Here is a 24,637-nt window from a genome sequence, read left to right on the forward strand (position 1 = left end):
AAAGGGGGAGAATTTTATAATACTGAATACTAACTTAACCAATTTGGCTTACGTTTTTGCAAGAAGGATTGCACCCCTTCTTTACCTTCATCAGAGGCACGAATATCCGCAATGCCTTCCACGGTTTGTGCAATCAGCGACTCATCAATGGTCTCACCTGCAACATATTGCACCAGTTGCTTACACTCTTTCACCGCGTTTGGACTGTTGTTACGGAGCTTTTTGGCCACAGAAGCGACTTTTTCATCCAGCTCTTCAGTGGCCACGCTTTCATGAATAAGACCGACTCGCTGTGCCTCGACGGCATCAAATACTTCTGCGGTTAAGAAATAACGGTGAGTAGCACGAGCCCCCATAGCTCTGATAACGTAAGGGCTGATAGTCGCTGGCACTAAACCTAAACGAACCTCGCTCAAGCAAAAATTAGCAGATTCCACAGCTATCGCGATATCACAAGCAGAAATCAGTCCGACACCACCAGCATAAACGTCTCCTTGAATAGCAGCAATGGTAGGCTTTGGACAGCTATAAATCACCTTGAGCATTTGCGCCAATTTATCGGCATCTGCAAGGTTCTCTTCCCGGCTGTAATCAGCCATGGCACGCATCCAGTTTAGATCAGCACCGGCACAAAACGCTTTGCCTTCGGCTGCTAGAACAATGACTCGCACATCCTTGCTATTGCCTAGTTGAGTAAAAGCTTGGTTTAACTCTTCGATGACGTCATCATTAAAGGCGTTGCGCTTGTCTGGGCGCGCGAGTGTGACGGTAGCAATATAATCTTCGACGCTAACTTTTAAGGTATCAAGCTCTGCTAAGGGCGCTAACTGAGAGGGTAAGCTGGTTGTCATAAGGTTCTCGTTATCTCTTATTCTTGCATTCATGAAAGTGGTTGAGTTTGCCTGTAATCTAAGGCTTTGAGGCATAAGCCGCTAAAGTTAATGAAAACCTAGGCTTACATTCTAAACACGCCAAACTTAGTCTCTTCAATTTCAGCGTTATAAGCCGCGCTTAATCCAAGTGCCAATACTTTGCGAGTATCAGCAGGATCAATTACGCCGTCATCCCACAAGCGGGCGCTGGCATAATAAGGATGACCTTGTTTTTCGTACATCTCTTTATAAGGAGCTTTGAACGCCTCTTCTTCCTCGGCGCTCCACGTCTCACCTTTGCGCTCAATATTGTCACGTTTAACTGTGGCCAATACCGATGCTGCTTGCTCACCACCCATCACTGAAATGCGCGCATTCGGCCACATCCATAAGAATCTTGGGCTATACGCACGTCCACACATACCATAGTTACCAGCACCAAATGAGCCGCCAACAATGACTGTGAACTTAGGTACTTTGGCATTGGCAACGGCCATTACCATTTTCGCGCCATGACGGGCGATACCTTCGTTCTCATATTTACGGCCAACCATAAAACCGGTGATATTCTGTAAGAACACCAAGGGAATATTGCGCTTACAGCACAGCTCAATAAAGTGAGTGCCTTTTTGAGCTGACTCACTAAATAAGATACCGTTGTTGGCAATAATACCGACTTTCATGCCTTCAATATAAGCAAAACCACAGACTAAAGTAGTCGCAAAACGGGCCTTGAATTCATCAAATTCACTGGCGTCCACAATACGCGCAATGATTTCACGAATATCAAACGGCTTACGGGTATCGGTTGGAATCACGCCATACAGCTCTTTGGCATCGTATTTTGGTTCGCGTGGTTCGATTTGATTGGGGATTTGTTTTGGCGGGCGGTTTAAGTTACCGACAATATCACGTGCCAGCGATAAGGCGTGCAAATCGTTTTGTGCCAGATAATCCACCACACCAGATAAACGGGTATGCACATCACCACCGCCTAAGTCTTCTGCACTCACCACCTCACCCGTAGCCGCTTTAACCAGTGGTGGACCGCCTAAGAAGATAGTGCCTTGCTCCTTAACGATGATAGACTCATCACTCATTGCCGGAACGTAAGCACCACCTGCGGTACAGCTACCCATGACCACTGCAATTTGCGGAATACCGGCCGCACTCATGTTGGCCTGGTTAAAGAAGATACGTCCAAAGTGCTCTTTGTCTGGGAACACTTCATCTTGGTTCGGCAAGTTAGCACCACCTGAGTCAACCAGATATACACAAGGCAGGTTGTTCTCTTGCGCGATTTCTTGTGCGCGTAAATGCTTTTTGACCGTCATTGGATAGTAAGTACCGCCTTTAACAGTCGCATCGTTACAGACAATCATACATTCAATGCCATTGATACGGCCAATACCTGCAATCACACCTGCCGCAGGAATGTCGGCATCATACATATCAAAGGCAGCCATCGGTGCCACCTCTAAGAAAGCGGTTCCCGGATCCAAAAGACGTTCAACACGCTCACGTGGTAACAACTTGCCACGAGCTAAATGCTTGGCCCGAGAGTGCTCTGGGCCTCCTTGTGCAATCTTCTTTAGATGCGCGTGTAAATCATCTACTACTGCCTGCATGGCTGCAGTATTGTCGGCAAACTCTTTTGAATTCGGACTCAGCTTACTGTTAATAATGGCACTCATGACATCCCTTATCTATGATTTTACTCGCCACTATTTGTACTAAGTATTGGTTTACAGTGGCGGTTATTTATAATTAATGGTTACGCACTTCTTAGGATTTATAACCCCAATTCTTCGATCATCATCTCAGTGATTTTGTACTTCTGGATTTTACCGGTGATGGTCATTGGATACTCAGTGACAAAGCGGTAGTACTGCGGCACTTTATAATGAGCAATGTTGTCCTTACAGAACTGCTTAACCTCATCCTCTGTTAGCTCCACACCTTTTCTTGGGATAATCCAAGCGGCCAGTACCTCACCGTATTTTTTGTCAGGGACACCCACAATCTGTACATCACTGATTTTTGGATGACGGTATAAGTAGTTTTCAATCTCGACCGGATAGATATTCTCACCACCACGGATAACCATATCTTTACTACGGCCAACGACTTTAATATAACCCTCTTCATCCATGGTCGCTAGGTCACCGGTGTGCATCCAGCCATCTTGAATGGATTGTTTGGTCTTAAATCGACTACCCCAGTAGCCTTTCATCACCGAATAGCCTTTGGTTAATAGCTCACCGGTTTCACCAACTGGCACTACCTCACCAGTTTCGGTATCCACAATTTTTACTTCTAAATTTGGCTGTACTAAGCCGACAGTCGACACCTGCTTTTCAAGCGGTGTGTGTTTGTTGGTCTGACAAGATACTGGGCTGGTCTCAGTCATACCATAAGCAATGGTGACCTCACTCATGTGCATCTCATCGATAACACGGCGCATGACCTCAATCGGACAGCTTGAACCCGCCATAATGCCGGTACGTAAGGTCGATAAGTCGTATTTATCAAAGTCTGGGTGATCTAGCTCTGCAATAAACATGGTCGGTACGCCATGCAACGCCGTACATTTTTCGCTTTGTACCGCCTCTAACACGCTTAATGGCTCAAACCCATCATTAGGATAAACGATACAACCCCCATGGGTTAAAATCGCTAAGTTACCTAAGACCATACCAAAGCAGTGATACAGTGGCACAGGAATACATAAGCGATCCTCCTCGCTTAAGTCCATCGCTTCACCGATAAAGTAGCCATTATTTAAGATATTGCGGTGAGTTAGCGTCGCACCTTTAGGGGTACCTGTGGTACCACTGGTAAACTGAACGTTGATGGCATCGGTGTTTTTGAGCTGTGCCTGACGCTCAGCCACACGGGGGTCATTGGCATCACCGTCTTGCATCCATTCTGAGAACTTCTGCATAAAGCCAAACTCTTCATCACTGCCCGGCTCATCAATCCAGATGATACGCTCAACCGTAGGAATCTCGACCAGATCCAGCTGATAGTAAGGCTTGTGATAAATCTCAGGACATAATTCACGGATGATATTGGCATAGTCACTGGTCTTAAAGTGACGCATTAATACCAGCGCCGTACAGCCTAATTTGTTTAAAGCATATTGCAGCTCAAAGCTACGATAGGCAGGGTTGATGTTTACTAGAATCACACCCACTTTCGCGGTAGCCAGTTGCATCAGTAGCCACTCAGCATTGTTATGCGACCAGATACCGACACGATCACCAATCTCCAGCCCCATTTCAATCATGGCACTGGCGAGTTGATTCACTTTTTGCTGTAGCTCACGATAAGTCCATCGGATATTTTGATGACAGACAACTAAAGCCTCTCTGTCGGGATATTTTTCAACCACGGCATCAAAGAAATCACCAATAGTGGCTTCAATGAGCGGAGTTTCTGGCCCACGATCATGGCTCATTTTTAAAGGCGCATTGGCAGATTTTGCGCCCATACTGACGCCTTGTAAGGCGCTTAGATCAACAGGGGGATTTTTTTTTGAAACAGAAGAAGCGTTGGAGGTATTACTTGAAGAATTGACAGAACCAATCATAACGAATCCTTTCGTTGCTATGAACGTTATTACCATTAACGTTGTTGTGAAAACTACATAGCTGTTAACTATATAAAAATAGGGTTAACACTTTATCTTCCTGCACCAACGGTCGCAGTGATAAGGCGCTAACCTGCCCAAAATCCTTTTGGAAAATTATGATATCGGTGACATTTGGTGGGTCACCATAACTGTGTTGCTGATAGGTCTTAAAACGGACTTTAGGCAAATAAGACTGCTCACCTAAACTGTTTATTTATTTCTAAAACAGTAACTTAGTCTTATAACCAAGCCATATCAGGACACATCTGTTTACTGCCCTAATATAAAGGCTAATCATGGTCGATGTCAACCTAAGCTGTCTGCCAAATTTTATTTATCTGCTCACTTATTCTGTGAATTTGACTACGTTATCCCTAAAAAACTTATCTTTCTTCCTTATTTTTATATTGATAAACTGGACAGCATCCCCCATATAATTTTACTAACTTACTCAAAACTATTTAATTGATAACCGCACTATACAACTGATTGAGACACTAAATGACCGAACTTACTGATTTACGTCAACGCTTTTTTATCGCAGACTCACCTGTTCGTGGTGATGTGGTCCGCTTACAACATAGCTATGCCACCATCACTGCACAAAAAGAGTATCCTGAATCAATCAAGCGATTATTGGGCGAGATGTTGACGGCAGCCAGCTTATTGATTGGTACGCTTAAAATTGATGGGACTTTATCTATTCAGCTACAGTCCTCAGATGAAAGCAGTTTACTAAATTGGGCCATGGCAGAATGTGACCAATCAGGTATCATTCGTGCTTTAGCCAGCTGGAAAAATGAGACCGAAGAGCAGCAACAAGCTTGGGCCAACAAAGCCAGTGCCGATGAGGCCTTCGCTGAATTAGGCGCTGTGGGCAAAGGGGTTATGTTCATTAATATTCAGCCTGCCAAAGGGGAAGCCTATCAAGGTATCGTTGAAAGAAGCCATAACAATCTAGCCGAGTGTTTGGCACACTACCAGCTACAATCAGCACAGATTCCAACGCTAATTAACTTAGCCTGTGATGGCCTGCAAGCTGGCGGTATCTTAGTGCAGATGTTGCCTCGCACCGCAGAAGAGCAGTATCAAGTAGAGCAGGATGAGACCGCAGGCATCGATGATGACCTATGGACACGATTAACCCTACTGACTCGTACTGTGAAGTTTGAAGAGCTAACCACACTGGATGCCAATGAAATCATCTATCGTTTGTATAACGAAGAGAGCGTAGTGGCGCCAGATCCTGTGGCCCTAGAATTTGGTTGCACTTGTTCTCGTGACAAATGTGAAGCAGCCATCGCTCAAATTGGGGAAGCTGAAGCCTTAGAAATCGTTGAAGAGCAAGGCGGCACTTTTGAGATGGATTGTGGCTTCTGTGGCTCTATCTATAAGTTCAATAAAGCCGATATCGAAGAGATTTTTAGCTAATTGACCTTTTGCTAATTAATGCTGAATGACTTAATGATTTAATAATTTAGCTATAAAAAAACCTCCTAGGCTAAGCTTAGGAGGTTTTTTTAGGGGTCTCTTTAGACCACAACTTCAATATCATCATCGGCGAATGACTCTGTACGTGGCTTTAGCGCAGAGTCACTTCGGCCATTGTCATTTAGCCACTCTATAATCTGATAGTGAATCCGGCGGTCATATTGTAGGTTTAGGTGGTTCACACCATAGAAAACCGCTTTGCGCCCTTCTGGTACATACAGCGTATGCAGCTCTCCGGCTTCCCCTAACGCAGACTCGACGGTTACTAAGCCATCGCCTACCAAGTTTGTGGCCTTAGAGTCATATATCCCCTCGGCGATAGAGCCTGCAATGAAATAAGTTCTGACATGGCGAGGCAGCTTTGTGGGATGACGAAATTCTTCTGGTAAGACATCGCGCTGTTTTAGGTATTTCCAGTCCTCATCACGAATACTGCCATGACGCAAATCAATAATGCCCGCACTGCGGATATTGCCCATCTTAGACAAGGAAGCGGCAAAAGGTACCTTACCTATAATGTCTAACAAATAATGACCTGTGCGCTCAAGCAATGCGCCTTGATGAGGGGTGCCTATAGTCACTAAGTTACCGGCTCGATCTATCCAATCTAGTCCTTCTTGCTCTGCATAAAACAGCGCACTACGAGCGACCAGCCCACCCATACTATAGCCCACCAAATCAATTTGGGTGATGTCAGGATTCTCTTCAACCAACTGCTTCATAATATGCGAAAGGCGGCGTCCATTTTGCGAGATACGCTTGCCGGTATTGTAGTCTAAATAAAGTACAGTCGACTGTGGTTGAGCCAAAGCAATATTCTCGCCTAAGCTATCGTCCTCACAAGGGTGCCAATTTAGATAGCTTAAAGCCAAGCCATGACAGAGCACAACTATTCGACCCGACAGCGTATTACCCAAAGGCTGACCATATCTATCATAAAGAGTCATGGGCACAGCAAGGGGGCTTTGTTGGTCAATTAAGTGATCGCCAATCATACCGTTAATGATGTTGACTCCCTGCTTTAAAGTATTAGGCAGTCGTCGATCATGGTAGCGTCTCAAGGCCTTACGAGCCACCTTGATATTGGTCTGGGTGATACCTGTACCCACTTTTTGTACTAAAAAGCGCATGCCATTGTAAAACTTACGGGTAAACCCATTTTGCCAACGTGCCAAAGAATCTTCATTAAAGCGGCCCAAAGGTCTAAGCAGCAGCTCTGAGTGTAGAGACTCCACAATTTCAGTGACTTCTAGCACACCAGAGGTCGCAAGATGCGTCAATCCCTCAAACACATCCCCTACTGTGAGTGGCGTACTTTTACGAGGGTTGCCCATGTCGGTAGCCGCCATCTTGATAATCTCTTCTTCATCAAGAATATCAAGCGTGTCCATCTTTTCATGGAGCTCATTTAAGAACACAGGACGAGAAGAGGTGATTAGATCACACGCCTCATATAAATTATAGCTTTCAACAGGTTTTGGGTTAGTCATAATCAGATAGTGTAATTTATGATAGAGGCTTCATATTAGCCTGTCTTACCCATAAAGTAAAAACCTCAAGTGTTACATACTTGAGGTTTCTGTAGAGTTGTTATTATTTAACTAGAGTTTAACTGTTATTTTTAGTTTTTATTCTAGCTTCAACCCTAGATAACCGACGGCCGCCCCATAACTGTCCTTATAGTGACGATTAATCAATGGCAGTACTTTTTCTGCCACTTTCGGGTTGTCTGCCAGTCCTTCACCTGGGTGCTGGAAGTTACTCATAATATAAGTGAATCCATTTACCTCATCAATGGCATGTAAACCCGTTGATTCCGCACCAGCCGGCGTAGATAGTAGACGGCTTAGCTCATGAGTATCCACGTTATAAGCCCATAAGAAGTTATTCACATGCGTTCCTGAGTCCTCACCGATAAATAAAGTACGCATTTTTTCAGAATACTTGATGTTATCAGGGCAGGATATTTTGTCAGGATGCGACTTATTACCTAGCTCATCGGCAGCGATGTCTTGGCCTGCTAAATTCGGGGGTACCGACATAGAGACAGGCACCCATTCTGAGTTAATAGGCATCGCATTGTTGATGGTTTTTTGTCCGCCACTTAGCTTATGAGCATAGACTGCACCCGACTTGTTTAGTGCCACATGCACGCCATGGTCGCCATACTTAACGGGGTCTACCATCGACTTTTCAATTCTAGCCATAGCGGAGTAAGCCACTTTGTCTTTAATATTGATTGTGGTGCCCTCCATTTTACTAAAGGCCATCGAAGCGCCTTTTAAAGCAGCATAACGGTGGGTTTCTAAGAAAGCTGCGGCTTTTTCGGCATGTTTATTTTTGCTATTTAACTTAACCCAGTTTGGCTTACCCCCAAAGTAAATTTTGGTATAGCTAGGGTCTTTAGGATCTTGGTATTTAACACTCATGATCTCTTCTGGCTTGAAGGTATTGGCCATTGCCTCGATTTCATTACTGGTGGCGTGACCTAGATGAATCCACTGCGTTGTAAACTCCCCTGTTCCAATCCCTTTTGCAGAAGTCTGTTTAACTTTGGCGACATATAAGTGGCCTGAAGATAGATCACGAGGCTTGTCTGCCACAAACATAAACAGTCCGCCGTTGGTGGTATCATCCCCCATTAGGGCAGTACGCTCATCGGGCATCATCTGAATTAATTCATGAGAAATACGGCCTAGGTTATAGTGCTTTTTCACAAAACCTGTGCCATCCGGATTGACGAAAACTTCTGGCATATGACCATAATGATAAGGGTTGGCTTTATTCTGATCGCCATATAACGCTTTACTAAAATCAAGGAATTTACCATCATCCTCTCCTGCCAAGTTATGCGCATCCGGCTCATACTCTTCAGAAGACAAATGCGTTCCCCAGGGTGACAATGAAGCGCCACACGTAATCCATAAGCCATGAACCTTAGAGGTATCAATATTGTGGTATTTAACCAGCTTTAGCTCCCCAGTAGTCGGGTTTTGATCCAAAGTTAATACCGCAATCGGAGAAGGCAGACGACCCCAAGTGTCTTTGCCTGAACGGTCCATACTGGCATACTCAAACTGCACCACAGCAAATACTGGATTGCCTTTCACCTCAGGAACTTTTGCCCCTTTCACAGTGATTAATGAAGAGCCATCAGGACAGTTAGAATAAAAAGGAACAGGCTGACCGGCTGAAGCATCATATAGCGGTTTATTATGGATATCGTATAGTTGGCCGGCGCGTGTTGTTCCCCCAAGACCGTCTGGCACCATGTCTCCGGTAATAAAAAATGGCGTATAGGCCAAATCATAAACTTGCTTAGACCCATCGGTAAAATCAGCCTGCATCTTTGAATCTACATAAACTGTAGCCATCTGCTCGGGATTATCTAATGAAGGCGCCTCCATGCCGATAAACTTGACCTGCTTTACCGCTTTGGTCATAGGCATCAAAGGAGTCGAAGCTGAGTTACGGCTAACCTGACCCATCGATGAAGCTGTGGTACAACCTGCCAAAGGCAGCATGGGCACGCCAGCCAAAAAGGTTAAAACACTTCTGCGTGTGGCCGATGTTTGTAAGATCTTATTGGCAGTATCATGAGACACACTATTCTCGTGACTATGCAGGTTAGCTTCTCTTGTTTTCTCAGCTACTTGGGTCATTTTTTATTCCTTAAATTATTTTAATCCAGACTATCAAAGTTCATTAAAAAACCAGCTTTCAAAACCGCTTAAGTTAAACATTGCCCTAGCCTAATACAGTTAAGTGACACTCTGTTTAAGGTTTTATGACACAAATATGACAAAATATAAGGCGTCCGTTTGCCCCATAAAAAAACCGCCATTAAAATTAATGACGGCTTTTTATTCTAAATGCTAGAAAACAACAAAAGCGCCTAGCCTACATTGGCTTGCCATTGATGCTCTCCGAGCTTCAAGGTTAATTTATCGCCTGCTTTTAGCACTCCTACCCCGCTTGGCGTACCTGTCATAATCACATCGCCAGGCTGTAAGCTAAACGCATAACTGATTTCGCTTAACAGCTCATATAGCGGAAACAGCATCAGCTCAGTATGGCCATCTTGCGTTAACTGCTCATTGATATACAGCTGATAATTGACCGCGCTAAAGTCTGCATAAGACTCAGGCTCCACCCATTGGGCAAGCACACACGACCCATCGAAGCACTTGGCACGCTCCCAAGGATGACCTTTGGCTTTTAGCTCACTTTGCAGGTCACGTAAGGTTAAGTCCAGTCCCAAAGTTACCGCATCAATGGCTTTGGGCATCGCTTTTATTTCTTCGATTGAAGCCGCTTTCAGAGGAGCGCCAATACGCACACAAAGCTCAGCTTCGTAATGCACGTCATACGCTGTGTCTCTTGGCACATCTATGATTTGACTGGCAATAAGTGAGTCGGTACCAATCACACTAGAGGCAGGTTTAATAAATAAAATAGGTCGTGTGGGAATTTCATTGCCTAATTCCGCAGCGTGAGCTGCATAATTACGCCCGACACACACCACCTTGCCTAGGGGTAATTCTGGCTGAGTAGTATCGGTTTTAGAAAGGCTCTCAAGGGAGGTTGTCATATTAAATCTCTCAATTTACAGAAGCAGTGTTTTATAGAGGTTATGGCTGATAACTACATTATTATCCATGTTTAGATAAAAAAACAGCCAGCATATCAAAATAGCTGGCTGCTCATTATCTTAGATTCAGACCCTTAAGGAATGGTATTGCTTACCACTTCAGGGGGAACGTAGCTAGCATGACGATTCATCCGCTTTTCTATCAAACGGAAGCTTAGCAAGACAACCCAAGACAATACTAGGTAAATAACACCCGCGGCAAAGTACAATTCAAAGATAGTATAAGTACGCGCACTGATGGTTTTGGCAATACCGGTAATGTCCATTAAGGCAATGGTCATAGCTAGCGAGCTGCCTTTTAGCATAAAGATAACTTCATTACTGTAAGCTGGAATCATGATTCCAAAGGCACGAGGTAGAGTAATGCGTGTTAGCTTCTGCAAACGAGACATACCAATGGCATCTGCTGCCTCAAGCTCCCCTGGTGGAATAGATTGAATCGCCCCACGAATAATCTCTGCAGTATAAGCACTGGTGTTTAGAGTAAAGGCAATAATGGCACACCAAAACGGCTGCTTTAATACTGGCTCCCACAAGAAAGAATCTTTGATGAATTCAAACTGAGATAAGCCGTAATAGATGAGGAATATCTGTACCAGTAACGGGGTACCACGAAAGAAGAAGATATATAAAAAGGGCAATACCTGAATCAATTTATTGGAAGATAAGCGCAATAGAGCCAAACCCAAACCAAAAATAAAGCCCAGAATACCCGAGATCACCACAAGCTTGACCGTTAGTGCGACACCACTTAGTAAGTCCGGTAGGTATGTGAAAATTACTTGCCAATTCCAGTCCATGTCTGCCCCCTACCCTTTAGCTGCATTAATTGATTGCGATACGTGCTGTTTCGCAAGTTTTTTTGCATAGCGCTGAGCAGGATTAGCCCGCCACTCAAGCCACATCATAAAGGCAGTCACCACGATGGTAAGTCCCAAGTAAATAAAAGCAGCCGCCATATAGAAAGTAAAGGCTTGCTGGGTCGCTTGAGCCCCGCGCGCAGCATGATACATGATGTCTTTTAATCCCACCACTGAGACCAATGCCGTGTCTTTTAATAACACCAAAAACAGGTTACCCAGACCAGGTAGAGCCAAGCGCCAAACTTGTGGCACAATAATGCGGAAATAAACCTGCATGGGTCTCATACCTAAGGCTTGCGCTGCTTCCCACTGCCCTTTTGGTATCTCTTGAATCGCCATTCTAAACACTTCGGTAGCATAAGCACCAAAGGCAATAGATAAGGCCAAGACCCCTGCTAAGAATGGACTAACTTCAACATATTCGTTATAACCGAACTTCTGGAGTACCGCCATAATGAGCATGGAGCCGCCGTAGTATAAAAATAATACCAACAGCAGCTCAGGTATACCACGCATCGTCGCAGTATAAACCGTCGCCAGTTTGCGAAATATCCAAATCTTAGAAAGTTTGGCAGTAGCCCCTAACAGCCCCAAGACCAAACCTATTGCAAGACTTGATAAGGCAAGTTTGATCGTAATCAACGAGCCACTAAGTAAGAGATGTCCAAAACCTTGCAAATCAAACACGTGAGAAGCAACCTAAATAATGAGAGTAGAATAATCGACTATATACGAAACGGGATAGTAAAACTGAGTACTCAGTAACAGTCCTAAAGTTGGGGCTGTCATCAAGTGTATTGAGCAACACTGAGATTAAATCGTATTTTACGATTATATGCAAACGGCGAATTTTAACATATTATACGCCAAATAGTTAAGTATATGATGAACCCAGTGTCTGCCTCAATAGGCAGCTGATGTCATTATGAGACCCACACTTTAAGACGTAATATTTTTCATCTGTAAAAAAAGCCTCACTGTATAGTGAGGCTAATTATTTAGTTCACATCTTATTTAATTAGACCCTTTACTTAGACGCTGCTAAATGAAAACATTTAAAACTAAGGCATTGGGAAATGCTTGTCTTTAATAAGGTCATAAGTGCCATTGGCTTTGATCGCAGCCAATGCAGTGTCGATGTCTTGCTTTAAGGCGTCTTGCTTACGCACTGCAATAGCAAAGTTGTCATCGATTTCAATGTCTGAGCCTTTAATTTCAAACGTTGAGCGGTTCTTAGTTAACCACTCTACAGCCGGTAATTTATCAGAGACCATAGCGTCTACACGATTAGACTCTAAATCCAAAAAGGCATTATTTAATGTGTCATACATTTTCATAGTGGCTTTTGGATAATTGGTTTCTAACCACTGTGATGAAATAGTCGAGCGCTGGGCTGCAATCTCACTGTTATTAATCGCATCAGCAACACCAGGATCAAAGTCGCTGTCTTTATTAGCAATAAATACCAAAGAGTTGGTGAAATAAGGCTCAGTAAAATCTACCTGTTCAGCACGCTCAGGGGTTACTGACATCGCAGCAATAATGGCATCATACTTCTTGGCTTTTAAACCTGGAATAATACCTTCCCAGTCTTGAGCTGTGATTTCACATTTTAGCTGCATCTCTTCACACAGAGCATTGGCAATATCCACATCAAAGCCTGCTAAATTACCTTCAGCATCCGTATAGTTAAAAGGAGCGTAGGCTCCCTCAGTGGCCACGCGTAATACCTTTTGCTCTGTATCTGTACCTTCAGCTACAGGTTCACTGGTATTATCTGCATTATTACAGCCTGCTACTAAGGCAGAAACAGACAGAGCAGTAATAAGAGTGATGGCCCCTTTCTTAAGACGACTGTGCGGTACGTTGCTGTGTGCTATTGGGCTTTTAAGCATCCTTATGTCCTTATAAAATCTAAAAAAAAGCTGGTCTGAAATCTTATCGCCTTAACTGCCCTCTCAAAACCAGAGAGCAAGTTAAAGACTTACGACTTCAGCCAGCGATACGAACATCTGCCTTTCAGCAACAATGTTCATTTGTTATCTTGCTGTTTAGGGCTAAATACTACTTAATAACAGTCTATTGAGCAGTCGCCTCTTGAGCAGCAGCTGTGGTACTGGTACCAAAGTAAGGGGCTGAAATCTCATCGTACTTACCGCTGGCTTTTAAAGCTTGCAGTGCAGTATTAAACTTGCCCGCTAACTCATCGCCTTTACGTACAGCGATACCCATAGTGTCATCACTATTAAACTCTTCACCTTTTTGCTCAAACGCCTGACCTTCATCACTCATTAACCAGTGAGCTGCTGTAACTTTATCTGAGAACAGCGCACGAATGCGGCCTGAAGTCAGATCTAGATAAGCGTTTTCTTGCGTGTCATATAGGTTAAGTTTGGCTTTTGGGTGCGTCTCTTCAATGTATTGTGCTGCAATAGTAGCGCGCTGAGCACCGACAGACACATCACTAAAGTCATCTTCTACGCTAACTTCATCGCCTTTTTTGGCCACTAAGATAAGACCGTTACTTAGGTACGGATCAGTGAAGTCTACTTTTTCTAGACGCTCAGGCGTGATTGACATACCCGCAATAATGGCATCGAACTTCTTAGCCTGAAGACCTGGAATTAGACCATCCCACTCTTGAGAGCTGATATCACACTTGGCTGCCATTTCGTCACAAAGTGCATTGATTAAATCAATTTCAAAGCCAATCAATTTGCCATCAGCATCGGTATAGCTTAATGGCTTGTAGCTTGATTCAGTGGCGATTCTAATGGTTTGCTCTGTGCTATCAGTATTGGCAGCAGCAGTTGCCTCACCAGCTTCTGGAGCCTCACTGCTATTACTACAAGCAGCAAGCATTAAGCCGGATAAAGCAACAGATAGTGCAGCCCATTTACTTTTTGATTTTATTGCAGTTGTCATGATGTGATCCTAATTTTTACTGATAGTTGGTAATAGAGATTTTATTAATAAGACTACGACGGCTTAATCTTATTTACTGAAGTTAGCAGCTTCAATTTCAGCCAGTTTACCATTGGCACGAATGGCTTCAATACCTTTGCTAAATTCATCTTTTAAAGGATCATCCTTACGGAAGGCAACCCCTAAGTTGTCATCGTTATCAATCTCTTCACCAATTACTGCATAATCAGGATTCTCTGGTAACCAATCTGCTGCTGAAACTTTCTCAGCCAATACCGCATCTACACGGCCTGATTTTAAATCAAGATAAGCATTCTCATAAGTGTCATACAGACTTACTTTGTTGCCATCTTTTTTGTCAAAGTTAGCTAGTAAGTATTCGCCTAAGGTTGTTGAGCGTTGACTACCTAAATCTTTATTGGTGATGTCGTCAGGACTAAAGGTACCGTCTTTTTTCGCCAACCAAACCATGGTGTTTGAGAAGTAAGGAGCACTAAAGTCAACGGTTTCTGCACGCTCTGGAGTGATAGACATACCCGCGATGATGGCATCGTATTTGTTGGCCAATAGACCTGGGATAATACCGTCCCAGTCTTGAGCAACAATCTCACAATTGGCTTTGATTTCATCACAAACAGCGTTGATAACGTCTACGTCGAAGCCGCCTAAGCTACCATCATTGTTGGTGTAGTTAAATGGAGGGTACGCACCTTCAGTAGCGATACGAACCGTTTTGCCTTCTGCAGAAGTCGCGCCTTCTCCTTCTGCCGTGGTATCAGACTGTGAACAGCCTGCTAGTCCAACCATACCCGCCATAACTAGGACAGGTAAAACCTTGCGCGATAACTGGATATCAAATAATGACATTTCTTATTTCTCCGAAGCCAAAAAGTGGCCTATACAAAACTGAGTGGGCTAAAATTTTAGGGGGTGCTGCCAACCGAATCAATGGCTCTATAAACCCATCCAAAACCCAAGCTAGTATAGTGATTATGAGGGATATACGATAAGGTTTGTGTAATCTTTATAAACAAAAATAATACATGAGGGTTTGAGTAAAGACAAATCATTTTATTCTCTAACTTTGAGTCAATCTCATAACCCCTGCTTAATTAAGACTTTTTTACTCTATACAGCTATGGTTTTTTTATAGTTTACCTAAATAAAAAAGAGTGAGTATCGATTGATACTCACTCTTTTTAGCCCACTGTTTATTAATTATTAAGCAATCAAGAAACAAATAGTCAGGCAGTGCATAAATTAGCTGACGCTATTACAAAGCAATTTTGTTGGCATCAGCACGATGAGAAGCCATAAACTCACGCACTCGAGGCGAAGTCGGGTTATCAAATACTTGCTCTGGTGTGCCCGCCTCTTCAATACGACCTTGGTGTAAGAACACCACTTGCGACGAGACATCACGAGCAAAGCGCATTTCGTGAGTTACGATAAGCATGGTGCGGCCTTCTGCTGCCAAGTCGCGCATAACGGCCAATACTTCATTCACAAGCTCTGGGTCTAGCGCTGAAGTCGGCTCATCAAATAACAGTACTTGTGGGTTCATCGCCAAAGCACGTGCAATAGCCACACGTTGACGCTGACCACCGGATAAGTTGTCGGGATAAGCATCTTTTTTATCAAGCAGGCCCACTTTTTTTAACAGCTGCTCCGCCTCTGTGATGGCTTGATCTTTACTTATCTTCAAGACCTGAGTCGGGCCTTCAATAATGTTTTGTAAAATAGTCTTATGCGGCCATAAGTTAAAGTTTTGGAAAACAAAGCCAACACGAGCACGGAATTTTTCAAGCTGTCCTCTATTAGCAGCTTCTAGCTCCCCTGATTTACCAGGCACTAAATCCAATGATTCACCGCCTAAGGTAATGGTGCCTTGATTGGGATGTTCTAAAAGGTTAATACAGCGCAGTAGCGTTGACTTACCTGAGCCTGATGAGCCCAAAATAGAAATCACATCACCATCATAGGCTGTGAGCGAGACCCCTTTTAATACCTCAAGCGAGCCGTAGCTTTTATGAATGTTTTGCAAATCAAGGGCAATAGGTCGATCTGAAGTAGAGTGTGGCATAACAGTGGCTGGTGTCCGAAATAAGTTGAAAGCAATAAAGGGTATAACATAAAAATAGGCAGGCAACCCTAACCTATAAGTTTTAATAGCGTATTGTCTCTTAAAACCCAGTGCATAAGCAAATATTTTGCCCAATTCAGTGCCAAAACCACCACATTATTTGTAAATTTATTAAGCGCCAAAACAAATCTACTGTTGTACTGTCCATTCATTGCTTTGAAAATTAAGCTCTAACTCTCCATAACTAACTCTCCATAACAGACCCTTTAATTTATCGGGGTCCTTTTTATAATTAACTTAATCCCATGTTACCCAAGCTTACTATAAAGCTTGCGTTTGGCTTTACTATTGCCTATATCTGCTTTATGTTATAAGCGAATGACTCTTATTTTTATATTTACAGGCAGGAGAACTATAAATGGCACAAGACATCACGGACGTCAAAGAGTATATGCAACAAGTGGGGCAACAAGCCAGACAGGCTTCAAGACTGCTAGCCGCTGCCAATACCGGGGCAAAAAATGACGCGCTTTTGTGTATTTATGACAAATTAAAACAAGCAAAGCCTGAAATCTTGGCCGCTAATAAAATTGATATGCAAAATGGTCATGATAATAATTTAGATGCTGCTCTATTAGATCGCTTAGAGCTAACAGATGACCGTTTTGAGGGCATGCTACAAGGCTTAAAAGATGTGTCTGCTTTACCAGACCCTATCGGTGAGGTGGCAGACATGACTTACCGCCCCTCTGGTATTCAACTGGGTAAAATGCGAGTGCCCCTAGGCGTCGTTGGTATGATTTATGAATCACGTCCAAACGTCACTCTTGAAGCCGCTTCTCTAGCTTTAAAGTCAGGGAATGCCATTATCTTGCGTGGTGGCTCTGAAGCTTTTGAATCCAACCAAGCCATTGCTAAGTGCATTTTAGAGGGCTTAAAAGAAGCTGGCTTGCCAGAGCATGGCGTGCAAGTACTGCAGACTACGGACCGCGCTGCTGTGGGTGAGCTAATTACTATGACTGAATTCGTCGATGTGATTGTTCCTCGTGGCGGTAAAGGCCTGATTGAGCGTATCAGTAATGATGCTCGTGTACCGGTCATTAAGCATTTAGACGGGAACTGTCACACCTTTATCGACAGTGATGCCGACCCTGAAGTGGCTATTAAAGTGAGCGTTAACGCTAAGACCCATCGCTATGGTACTTGTAATACGATGGAGACCTTACTGGTCGATAATACCGTTGCCAATGAACTGCTTCCAAAGATTGCAGAAGCCATTGTCGACGCCGATGATGCGATGCAGCTGCGCTTAGATGCTGAATCAAAAGCCATCTTACAAGACAATGCTAAACTTGCTGGTCATTTAAATGATGCCAATGAGGAAGATTGGGATACAGAGTATTTAGCGCCTATTTTAGCGATTAAAATTGTGGCAGGCATTGATGAAGCTATCTCTCACATCAATACTCACGGTAGCCATCACACAGATGTCATTATCACCAACAATTACACTAAGTCACAGCGCTTCATCCGTGAAGTAGACTCTTCTAGTGTCATGATTAACGCCTCTAGCCGCTTTGCGGATGGTTTTGAATATGGTTTGGGTGCTGAGATTGGTATCTCTACAGACAAAATCCATGCCCGTGGTCCTGTCGGTCTAAATGGCCTGACGTCACAAAAATGGATTGTTTATGGTCATGGTGAAGTACGTGGCTAAGGGTTATAGTTAATACTGTAATTAACGCCCTACTCCCTACCCCTTTGCTTCTTATAAAAACGTCAACCTTACGGTTGGCGTTTTTTATTTATGTTTACTTAACTGCCTGTTAAATATAACAAACCACTATCTGCTTAAACTAAGAGCTAACCTAAATTAGCTGACTTTATTGTTTGATGTTTTGGGCAGATATAGGGTGCTTTAAAATGCCAAATTTAGTAATATAGTCCCTTCAATTTGGACATAGATAAGGCCATTTTAAGTCAGCGCCTTTTTAAATCTTGTCACACAATATATAGACAACTGATCTATTTGAGCCGTTAGCAATAGCCAGTTGCATAATTATCAGAATGTTGCCGCTTTGGCACTCTCAGAAAATTCAGCTTTGTGGCTTTTGCTAATACGACAATGCCTACTTTTATCACTCTCAGATACTACGGTATGAAGGCATTCTATTTTCAAAATTAAGCCAACAATAATAAGCCCTAGATATAACTGGCCTGTTATTAATCGCTTAAAAGCAATCTTATGAAACACTAAAACTTAGCTAAGTACACCTTAATTTGGGATGCAGCAACCCCGTTTTACATTCCAAATTAAGGTGGCTTTATACTTATTAGAGGAGCAACTTATGGAAGTTACTTTAAATGGCTACTATACGCTTATATTAGCCACACTCGTCCTACTTATGGGGCGTTTTTTGGTAAAGAAAGTGAAGTTTTTAGAAGACTTCAACATCCCTGAACCTGTGGCAGGTGGCCTAGTGGCTGCGGTCATTGTTTATGCACTCAATATCGTATGGGGCTATAGCTTCAACTTCCATCAAGACCTGCAAACCGCTTGTATGTTGATGTTCTTCGCCTCTATCGGCTTAAGTGCTGACTTTGCCCGACTCAAAGCAGGTGGCACACCACTGCTTATCTTCACTGCCGTGGTTTCAGTATTTATTATTCTGCAAGACGTGGTTGGTGTTTCTATGGCCAAACTGCTAGGCCTTGACCCGCTACTAGGCTTGGTAACTGGGTCTATCGCTCTAACAGGTGGTCACGGTACTGCCGGTGCTTGGGGCATCACTTTAGAAGAGCAGTATGGCGTAGTGGGTGCGACCACCTTGGGTATCGCTGTGGCTACTTACGGTCTGGTAGCAGGCGGTGTTGTCGGGGGTCCAGTGGCTCGTCGTCTGATTAACCGCTTAGGCGTTCAACCTTCTGCTGTTAATCCCAATCCAACTCCTACTGAGGAGCTGGCAGGCAAGCAGTCTCTATACAGCACCAAGCATGATGAAGAAGATGTTTATAGAAACAAAGAAATCTTTGAGAAGCCAGATAACATTCGTCTAATTACTGCCTCTTCAACCATTGAGTCTTTGGCCTTATTTGCTGCGGCTCTAGCTTTTGCTGACATCATGACTAATGTTGGTCAAGGCACTTGGTTTGAGCTACCTACCTTCGTTTGGGCGCTGGCTGGTGGTGTGATTCTGCGTAACGTATTAACTATGGTATTTGACTTCCATATGTTCGATCGTGCCATTGACGTCATTGGTAACGCTTCATTGAGCTTGTTCTTAGCAATGGCATTATTGTCTCTAAAACTGTGGCAATTAACCGACCTAGCAGGTCCAGTACTGATTATCCTACTGGTGCAAACCTTAGTCATGATTGGCTACGCTTATCTGGTTACCTTTAGAATTATGGGTAAAGACTACGACGCTGCCGTGTTATCAGCAGGTCACTGTGGTTTTGGTATGGGTGCAACCCCAACTGCTATTGCCAACATGCAAGCAGTAACCGACCGCTATCAGCCTTCGCACAAAGCCTTCTTGATTGTGCCTATGGTTGGCGCCTTCTTCGTGGATATCGTCAACGCCACTGTGTTGCAAATTTTCACTAAACTGCCCTTTATGTAAGCCAGTTTAGTACAAGCTTAGATAACGCAAAAAGGGCGAGATTGGTTTTAATCTCGCCCTTTTTTATATTTAAAACTTGCCCTTAATTTACTCGACTGCCTCTATTTCAACTGCTCAGTTAACCCCACAGCCTGATCAATCAGCTCTTCAATAAAGCTAATGCTATCAATCAAAGTGGCGTTATCTGTGATATCCACTCCTATCATTTGCGCCAATTCGGCTGGGGTTTTGGTTCCGCCAGCGCGTAACACTTCTAACCAGTCCTCAATGACATCTTCGCCTTTGCGTAGTTTTTTAAACAGCTGAGTAGCGATACTTAGACCAGCGCTATAAGTATAAGAATATAGACCTAGATAATAGTGCGGCTGACGCATCCAAGTTAACGCTGCATCCTCATCAATCTCTACTTCCTCACCCCAGAACTGTTGCAACGTGGATTGCATGAGCTGATGCAAATCATCGGTACTTAAGTTCTTACCCGCATCCACCGCACGGTACACTTCACGTTGGAAGTGCGCTTCTAAGTAATGGGTCACAAAGTTATGATAATAGGTATTTGATAATAATGAGGACACCACATAACGCTGAAACGCCTTATCGTCTGTATTTTGCTGTAATAAATGATGGCCCAATAACAGCTCGTTACAAGTTGACGGGGCTTCAATAAAGTACAGTGACGGCTCATAACTTAAGTAGTTTTGATACTGGCCAGCATTATATAAATGTCCGGCGTGGCCTATTTCGTGAATTAAGGTAAACACATCGCCTAGGTTTTGTGTCCACGACATCAACACATATGAGTGCTCGCCATAGGGTGACGCACAAAATCCACCGGTAATCTTGCCTTTATTTTGAGCAAAGTCATACCAGCGCTCATCAAACGAGCGTTGCACCATGTCAGTATAATCAGCACCCAATAAAGATAACGCATCCAAGCAATATTGCTTCGCCTCATCAATACTAACCTGCGTCACAAAATTGGCATCAAGTGGCACTTTTAAGTCAGCAAAGGTCATTTTGTCGATACCATTGGCTTGCTGCAATAGCTTGGCGTAACGTCGCATTGGCGGTGCAAGATGCTGCATTATGGTATCGATGTGCTCGTCATATACCTCGCGCGACACTTTCTGATCGTGCAAAAGATAGTCAAATACCGAGTCATAGCCGCGCATATCGGCCATGATTTTCTCTTTTTTAACTTGGGTCAAATAGTTACTGGCTATGGTGTGCTGTGATTCGCGTAACCGTTTTGAAAATGCCTTAAACGCATTACGACGAAACTCGGTATCGACTGCCGTTTCATACTCATTTTCAAAGGTAGAAAAACTTAATGGATACGTCTGACCCTTGGCCTCAAAGTCATCAAAACTCATATCTGCCAGTTTGCACTGCTCGTAGTTTTGATACGGCAAATCTAATACCGGTGATAACGAAATAAGCGCCGTTTCTAACTCTAAGCTTAGGGTGTATGGCTTTTGCGCCAATAAGTCGGATAAAAAGGGACGATACTTATCGTTATCCACCATCGCTTGCTTAATTAGCAGCTCATCTGCCTGCTTTAAGGTTTGCTCTACTATCGCAGTTTGGCTATTTAACTGGGCTACTTTTGAATCAAAATCTCTAGCTCTGATTTGTAGCTCGCTGTCACTCATATCTACTGCACTTTGCGCGCCAGCATAAGTACCTGCTTTAGACAAAATGGTCAAATAGGATTCATAAGTCTGTAGCAGACGTATGATGCTATTGCCATCTGTTAAGGTCAGCATCGACTCTGAAGTTAATTCATCAGTAAGCTCACTAGCTTTGTCTAGGTCTGCATAGAAATCTTCTGGCGTGGCATAAAGCGCTGTCATATCCCAGGTTAAATGTTGTGGCACGTCTTTACGATTTGGTAGTGACTGAACTTGTTTTTCCGTAGTTTCGAGAACTTGAGTCATGGATGTCCTTTAATTTTTTGTCTGTAGTAAGATGGCATAACAATTATAAGTCGTCAGTCTAAATGGCTTTTATATATAGCCCTGTCATAGACTGAGTTTGATAATCATAAATAGTACCACACCCTGCCTGAGCCTTGAGTTATCTTCAAGTGCTCTACTTTCTAGAGACTGACTGAGTTAATTATGAAACATAAAAAACTGTTGCAATTGGATAAAGAAGAGGAAGAGGTTCTGCTCGATGAATTACGAGAGTACATGAGTGATGAACTTGATATGGATCTTGGCAACCTGCCAGCTAAGTTCTTACTGGATTTTATGGTCAGTTTAATTGGGCCAAAGATTTACGACCAAGCCATTGAGGATGCTGAGCCTTGGCTGTATGACCGCTTTACTGGGATTTTAGAAGACCTGTCTGCTTTAAAGAAAGATTAGACCAGCCTGTAATTTATTATCGGCTTATTATCGGCCACAAAAAAACCGCCTAGCGACAAGCTAAGCGGTTTTTTTATTTAAAACGTATCAGTAATAATAAAACTAATTACTGGTTACGCTCATAAACTGGTAACTCTTTGCAGATTTTCTCAACTTTAGCGCGAGTTTCTGCTAGTACTTTTTCGTCACCACGGCTGTCTAATACGTCACAGATCCAGCCCGCTAGATCAGCAGCTTGTGCTTCGTTGAAGCCGCGAGTGGTAATGGCTGGCGTACCGATACGGATACCAGAAGTTACGAATGGTGATTTTGGATCGTTTGGTACGGCGTTTTTGTTCACAGTGATGCCCGCGTCGCCCAACCATTTGTCCGCTTCTTTACCCGTCATTTCTTGCTTAACTAGGCTGATAAGCATTAGGTGGTTTTCAGTTCCGCCAGAGATGATTTCATAACCACGCTCTTGGATAACTTTTGCCATTGCTTGAGCGTTTTTAACCACTTGCTGCTGGTAAGTCTTGAAGTCGTCCTGAAGCGCTTCTTTGAAACAAACCGCTTTAGCAGCGATAGCGTGCATTAATGGGCCACCTTGGTTGCCTGGGAATACCGCTGAGTTTAGTTTCTTAGCTAACTTGTCGTCACGAGATAGGATTAGACCTGAACGTGGACCACGTAGTGTTTTGTGAGTCGTCGTTGTTACCACATCAGCAAATGGTACTGGGCTCGGGTATACGCCAGCTGCAACCAGACCGGCAACGTGAGCCATGTCTACAAATAGATACGCGCCAACGCTGTCTGCGATGTCACGGAAACGCTGCCAATCAACCACTTGTGAGTACGCTGAGAAACCAGCAATGATCATTTTTGGCTTGTGCTCTTTGGCCAAACGCTCAACTTCGTCATAGTCGATTAGGCCAGTTTCTTCTACTAGGCCGTACTGAACTGCATTGTAGTTGATGCCTGAGAAGTTTACGTGTGCGCCGTGAGTTAAGTGACCACCAGCGTCTAAGCTCATGCCTAGAACTGTGTCGCCTGCTTCTAGTAACGCTAAGAATACTGCAGAGTTTGCTTGGCTACCCGCGTGTGGCTGTACGTTTGCGTATTCAGCGCCAAATAATTCTTTAGCACGGTCAATCGCTAATTGCTCAACGATATCAACAAACTCACAACCGCCGTAGTAGCGTTTGCCAGGATAACCTTCAGCATATTTGTTGGTTAGGTCAGAACCTTGCGCTTCCATAACTGCTTGTGAGCAGTAGTTTTCTGAAGCGATTAGCTCGATATGGCTTTCTTGACGCTTGGTTTCTGACACCATGGCTTGATATAAATCAGGATCATAGTCTTTAATGCTAATATCTTTAAACATAGTTCTATCCTATTAATAAGTCACATACGACATATAAAAAAATACAAGCGCCGAACCCACCAACCGCTCTATATCCTAAAAACAATCGTTCAATCAGGCAATATTTTGCTATTACCGCATAGATTTGAATGAAGTATTTTTAGGAGGGGGCAACTCTGCACAATTAGAAGATAAGTGTAACATGAAATCTTGTCGACTAAAGCGAAAAAACACCCTAAAAAGAGGATGTTTTTTGAGTTTAGCTAACTTATAGGGTATTTAAAATACAGATTATAAGCAAAACCCCTTTGACTTAAGAAGCCTCTGTAAAAAAATCAGCCAAAAAAGTTTCACTAATTAACAAGTCTCGATTATACCAGTTATAAAGAGTACTTCGGCGCCAACCCAAGTCCGTAGACTCAATTACTCGGCTATTGGGCAAGCAGTTTTGACGCTTAAATAACACATAACCAATGGGAGTGCCGCGTAAGTACTGTAGACGCTTAGCCTCTCCTTTTAAGCTAATCAAAGGAAAGATACTTTGCGCCGCCACCCAAGGCTTCTCACTATTTCCATATAATAAAGACTCTCGCACCCAAGCCATTACCGGCCTATTTAACTGCGCACCTTGATAGCCCATTTGCTTTTTTTGGGCCAAAGTTAAGGCCCGATACCCCTCAAAGGTAGGCTCTACTTTTAGCGACTGCCCTGCCTTAGCTTCTAATAAGGCAGTTAATGAGCCGTCTGAGGTCAGCCAATATAGCGCCTCTGCTGATATAGACAT

General features: G+C 43.5%; 19 protein-coding genes. 4 read left to right on the forward strand and 15 right to left on the reverse strand.

Features of this window, described 5'->3' with window-relative positions; translation table 11 throughout:
- Positions 1 to 29 precede the first annotated feature (29 nt).
- The 3 genes from A1232T_RS06280 to A1232T_RS06290 all read right to left on the reverse strand — a co-directional run bounded on the left by A1232T_RS06280 (position 30) and on the right by A1232T_RS06290 (position 4,365).
- Entirely contained in the window at positions 30 to 851 is an 822-nt protein-coding gene (locus A1232T_RS06280) for an enoyl-CoA hydratase/isomerase family protein (RefSeq protein WP_077448612.1), read from the reverse strand.
- 104 nt (positions 852 to 955) lie between these two features.
- A complete protein-coding gene (locus A1232T_RS06285) occupies positions 956 to 2,566 on the reverse strand; it encodes a carboxyl transferase domain-containing protein (protein WP_077448613.1) in 1,611 nt (536 codons plus the stop codon).
- A 98-nt stretch (positions 2,567 to 2,664) separates the two neighbouring features.
- Entirely contained in the window at positions 2,665 to 4,365 is a 1,701-nt protein-coding gene (locus tag A1232T_RS06290) for an AMP-binding protein (RefSeq protein ID WP_077448663.1), read from the reverse strand.
- A 642-nt stretch (positions 4,366 to 5,007) separates the two neighbouring features.
- On the opposite strand from A1232T_RS06290, the gene hslO reads away from it, so the two are divergent.
- Complete coding sequence (hslO, locus tag A1232T_RS06295) at positions 5,008 to 5,937, forward strand: Hsp33 family molecular chaperone HslO (RefSeq protein ID WP_077448614.1); 930 nt, start codon at positions 5,008 to 5,010, stop codon at positions 5,935 to 5,937.
- 101 nt (positions 5,938 to 6,038) lie between these two features.
- Here the strand turns inward: hslO and A1232T_RS06300 are convergent, their stop codons facing one another.
- The 9 genes from A1232T_RS06300 to A1232T_RS06340 all read right to left on the reverse strand — a co-directional run bounded on the left by A1232T_RS06300 (position 6,039) and on the right by A1232T_RS06340 (position 16,519).
- Complete coding sequence (locus A1232T_RS06300) at positions 6,039 to 7,487, reverse strand: PGAP1-like alpha/beta domain-containing protein (protein WP_077448615.1); 1,449 nt, start codon at positions 7,485 to 7,487, stop codon at positions 6,039 to 6,041.
- 138 nt (positions 7,488 to 7,625) lie between these two features.
- Positions 7,626 to 9,659 carry a PhoX family protein gene (locus tag A1232T_RS06305; protein WP_077448616.1) on the reverse strand — a complete coding sequence of 678 codons (2,034 nt, stop codon included), beginning with the start codon at positions 9,657 to 9,659 and terminating at the stop codon, positions 7,626 to 7,628.
- 233 nt (positions 9,660 to 9,892) lie between these two features.
- Positions 9,893 to 10,588 carry a fumarylacetoacetate hydrolase family protein gene (locus A1232T_RS06310; RefSeq protein ID WP_077448617.1) on the reverse strand — a complete coding sequence of 232 codons (696 nt, stop codon included), beginning with the start codon at positions 10,586 to 10,588 and terminating at the stop codon, positions 9,893 to 9,895.
- Positions 10,589 to 10,722: 134 nt separating this feature from the next.
- Positions 10,723 to 11,448: an ABC transporter permease gene (locus A1232T_RS06315; protein WP_077448618.1), complete on the reverse strand. Its 726-nt coding sequence runs from the start codon at positions 11,446 to 11,448 to the stop codon at positions 10,723 to 10,725.
- A 9-nt stretch (positions 11,449 to 11,457) separates the two neighbouring features.
- Positions 11,458 to 12,198: an ABC transporter permease gene (locus A1232T_RS06320; protein WP_077448619.1), complete on the reverse strand. Its 741-nt coding sequence runs from the start codon at positions 12,196 to 12,198 to the stop codon at positions 11,458 to 11,460.
- A gap of 374 nt (positions 12,199 to 12,572) precedes the next feature.
- Positions 12,573 to 13,406 (reverse strand): ABC transporter substrate-binding protein, encoded by an 834-nt coding sequence (locus A1232T_RS06325; RefSeq protein WP_077448620.1) that lies wholly within the window; start codon positions 13,404 to 13,406, stop codon positions 12,573 to 12,575.
- A gap of 184 nt (positions 13,407 to 13,590) precedes the next feature.
- Positions 13,591 to 14,436 carry an ABC transporter substrate-binding protein gene (locus A1232T_RS06330; protein ID WP_077448621.1) on the reverse strand — a complete coding sequence of 282 codons (846 nt, stop codon included), beginning with the start codon at positions 14,434 to 14,436 and terminating at the stop codon, positions 13,591 to 13,593.
- A 69-nt stretch (positions 14,437 to 14,505) separates the two neighbouring features.
- Positions 14,506 to 15,303, reverse strand: a complete 798-nt coding sequence (locus A1232T_RS06335; protein WP_077448622.1) for a transporter substrate-binding domain-containing protein — start codon at positions 15,301 to 15,303, stop codon at positions 14,506 to 14,508.
- A 406-nt stretch (positions 15,304 to 15,709) separates the two neighbouring features.
- A complete protein-coding gene (locus A1232T_RS06340; RefSeq protein WP_077448664.1) occupies positions 15,710 to 16,519 on the reverse strand; it encodes an ABC transporter ATP-binding protein in 810 nt (269 codons plus the stop codon).
- A 418-nt stretch (positions 16,520 to 16,937) separates the two neighbouring features.
- Between A1232T_RS06340 and A1232T_RS06345 the strand changes: the two genes are divergently transcribed.
- Positions 16,938 to 18,236, forward strand: a complete 1,299-nt coding sequence (locus tag A1232T_RS06345; protein WP_077448623.1) for a glutamate-5-semialdehyde dehydrogenase — start codon at positions 16,938 to 16,940, stop codon at positions 18,234 to 18,236.
- A gap of 631 nt (positions 18,237 to 18,867) precedes the next feature.
- Positions 18,868 to 20,142 carry a sodium/glutamate symporter gene (gene gltS / locus A1232T_RS06350; RefSeq protein ID WP_077448624.1) on the forward strand — a complete coding sequence of 425 codons (1,275 nt, stop codon included), beginning with the start codon at positions 18,868 to 18,870 and terminating at the stop codon, positions 20,140 to 20,142.
- Between the two features lie 101 nt (positions 20,143 to 20,243).
- On the opposite strand, the gene pepF is transcribed toward gltS, so the two are convergent.
- Positions 20,244 to 22,079 (reverse strand): oligoendopeptidase F, encoded by a 1,836-nt coding sequence (gene pepF, locus A1232T_RS06355; RefSeq protein ID WP_077448625.1) that lies wholly within the window; start codon positions 22,077 to 22,079, stop codon positions 20,244 to 20,246.
- A gap of 183 nt (positions 22,080 to 22,262) precedes the next feature.
- Between pepF and A1232T_RS06360 the strand changes: the two genes are divergently transcribed.
- The gene (locus A1232T_RS06360; RefSeq protein ID WP_077448626.1) at positions 22,263 to 22,511 is read left to right on the forward strand and encodes a DUF2164 family protein; all 249 of its coding nucleotides are present in this window, start codon (positions 22,263 to 22,265) and stop codon (positions 22,509 to 22,511) included.
- Between the two features lie 106 nt (positions 22,512 to 22,617).
- On the opposite strand, the gene glyA is transcribed toward A1232T_RS06360, so the two are convergent.
- Together glyA and A1232T_RS06370 are read right to left on the reverse strand one after the other, a co-directional pair.
- Positions 22,618 to 23,874 carry a serine hydroxymethyltransferase gene (glyA, locus tag A1232T_RS06365; protein ID WP_077448627.1) on the reverse strand — a complete coding sequence of 419 codons (1,257 nt, stop codon included), beginning with the start codon at positions 23,872 to 23,874 and terminating at the stop codon, positions 22,618 to 22,620.
- Between the two features lie 292 nt (positions 23,875 to 24,166).
- Positions 24,167 to 24,637 carry a chorismate--pyruvate lyase family protein gene (locus A1232T_RS06370; protein ID WP_077448628.1) on the reverse strand — a complete coding sequence of 157 codons (471 nt, stop codon included), beginning with the start codon at positions 24,635 to 24,637 and terminating at the stop codon, positions 24,167 to 24,169.

Source organism: Psychrobacter pasteurii (assembly GCF_900162815.1).
Classification (GTDB): Bacteria; Pseudomonadota; Gammaproteobacteria; order Pseudomonadales; family Moraxellaceae; genus Psychrobacter; species Psychrobacter pasteurii.

Coding starts and splice junctions, on each gene's coding strand:
- A1232T_RS06290 (WP_077448663.1), bottom strand. CDS start 4,365: ATGGGCGCAAAATCTGCCAATGCGCCTTTAAAAATGAGCCATGATCGT.
- glyA (WP_077448627.1), bottom strand. CDS start 23,874: ATGTTTAAAGATATTAGCATTAAAGACTATGATCCTGATTTATATCAA.
- A1232T_RS06285 (WP_077448613.1), bottom strand. CDS start 2,566: ATGAGTGCCATTATTAACAGTAAGCTGAGTCCGAATTCAAAAGAGTTT.
- A1232T_RS06345 (WP_077448623.1), top strand. CDS start 16,938: ATGGCACAAGACATCACGGACGTCAAAGAGTATATGCAACAAGTGGGG.
- A1232T_RS06370 (WP_077448628.1), bottom strand. CDS start 24,637: ATGTCTATATCAGCAGAGGCGCTATATTGGCTGACCTCAGACGGCTCA.
- A1232T_RS06280 (WP_077448612.1), bottom strand. CDS start 851: ATGACAACCAGCTTACCCTCTCAGTTAGCGCCCTTAGCAGAGCTTGAT.
- A1232T_RS06360 (WP_077448626.1), top strand. CDS start 22,263: ATGAAACATAAAAAACTGTTGCAATTGGATAAAGAAGAGGAAGAGGTT.
- A1232T_RS06335 (WP_077448622.1), bottom strand. CDS start 15,303: ATGTCATTATTTGATATCCAGTTATCGCGCAAGGTTTTACCTGTCCTA.
- A1232T_RS06340 (WP_077448664.1), bottom strand. CDS start 16,519: ATGCCACACTCTACTTCAGATCGACCTATTGCCCTTGATTTGCAAAAC.
- pepF (WP_077448625.1), bottom strand. CDS start 22,079: ATGACTCAAGTTCTCGAAACTACGGAAAAACAAGTTCAGTCACTACCA.
- A1232T_RS06305 (WP_077448616.1), bottom strand. CDS start 9,659: ATGACCCAAGTAGCTGAGAAAACAAGAGAAGCTAACCTGCATAGTCAC.
- A1232T_RS06325 (WP_077448620.1), bottom strand. CDS start 13,406: ATGCTTAAAAGCCCAATAGCACACAGCAACGTACCGCACAGTCGTCTT.
- gltS (WP_077448624.1), top strand. CDS start 18,868: ATGGAAGTTACTTTAAATGGCTACTATACGCTTATATTAGCCACACTC.
- A1232T_RS06330 (WP_077448621.1), bottom strand. CDS start 14,436: ATGACAACTGCAATAAAATCAAAAAGTAAATGGGCTGCACTATCTGTT.
- A1232T_RS06300 (WP_077448615.1), bottom strand. CDS start 7,487: ATGACTAACCCAAAACCTGTTGAAAGCTATAATTTATATGAGGCGTGT.
- A1232T_RS06315 (WP_077448618.1), bottom strand. CDS start 11,448: ATGGACTGGAATTGGCAAGTAATTTTCACATACCTACCGGACTTACTA.
- hslO (WP_077448614.1), top strand. CDS start 5,008: ATGACCGAACTTACTGATTTACGTCAACGCTTTTTTATCGCAGACTCA.
- A1232T_RS06310 (WP_077448617.1), bottom strand. CDS start 10,588: ATGACAACCTCCCTTGAGAGCCTTTCTAAAACCGATACTACTCAGCCA.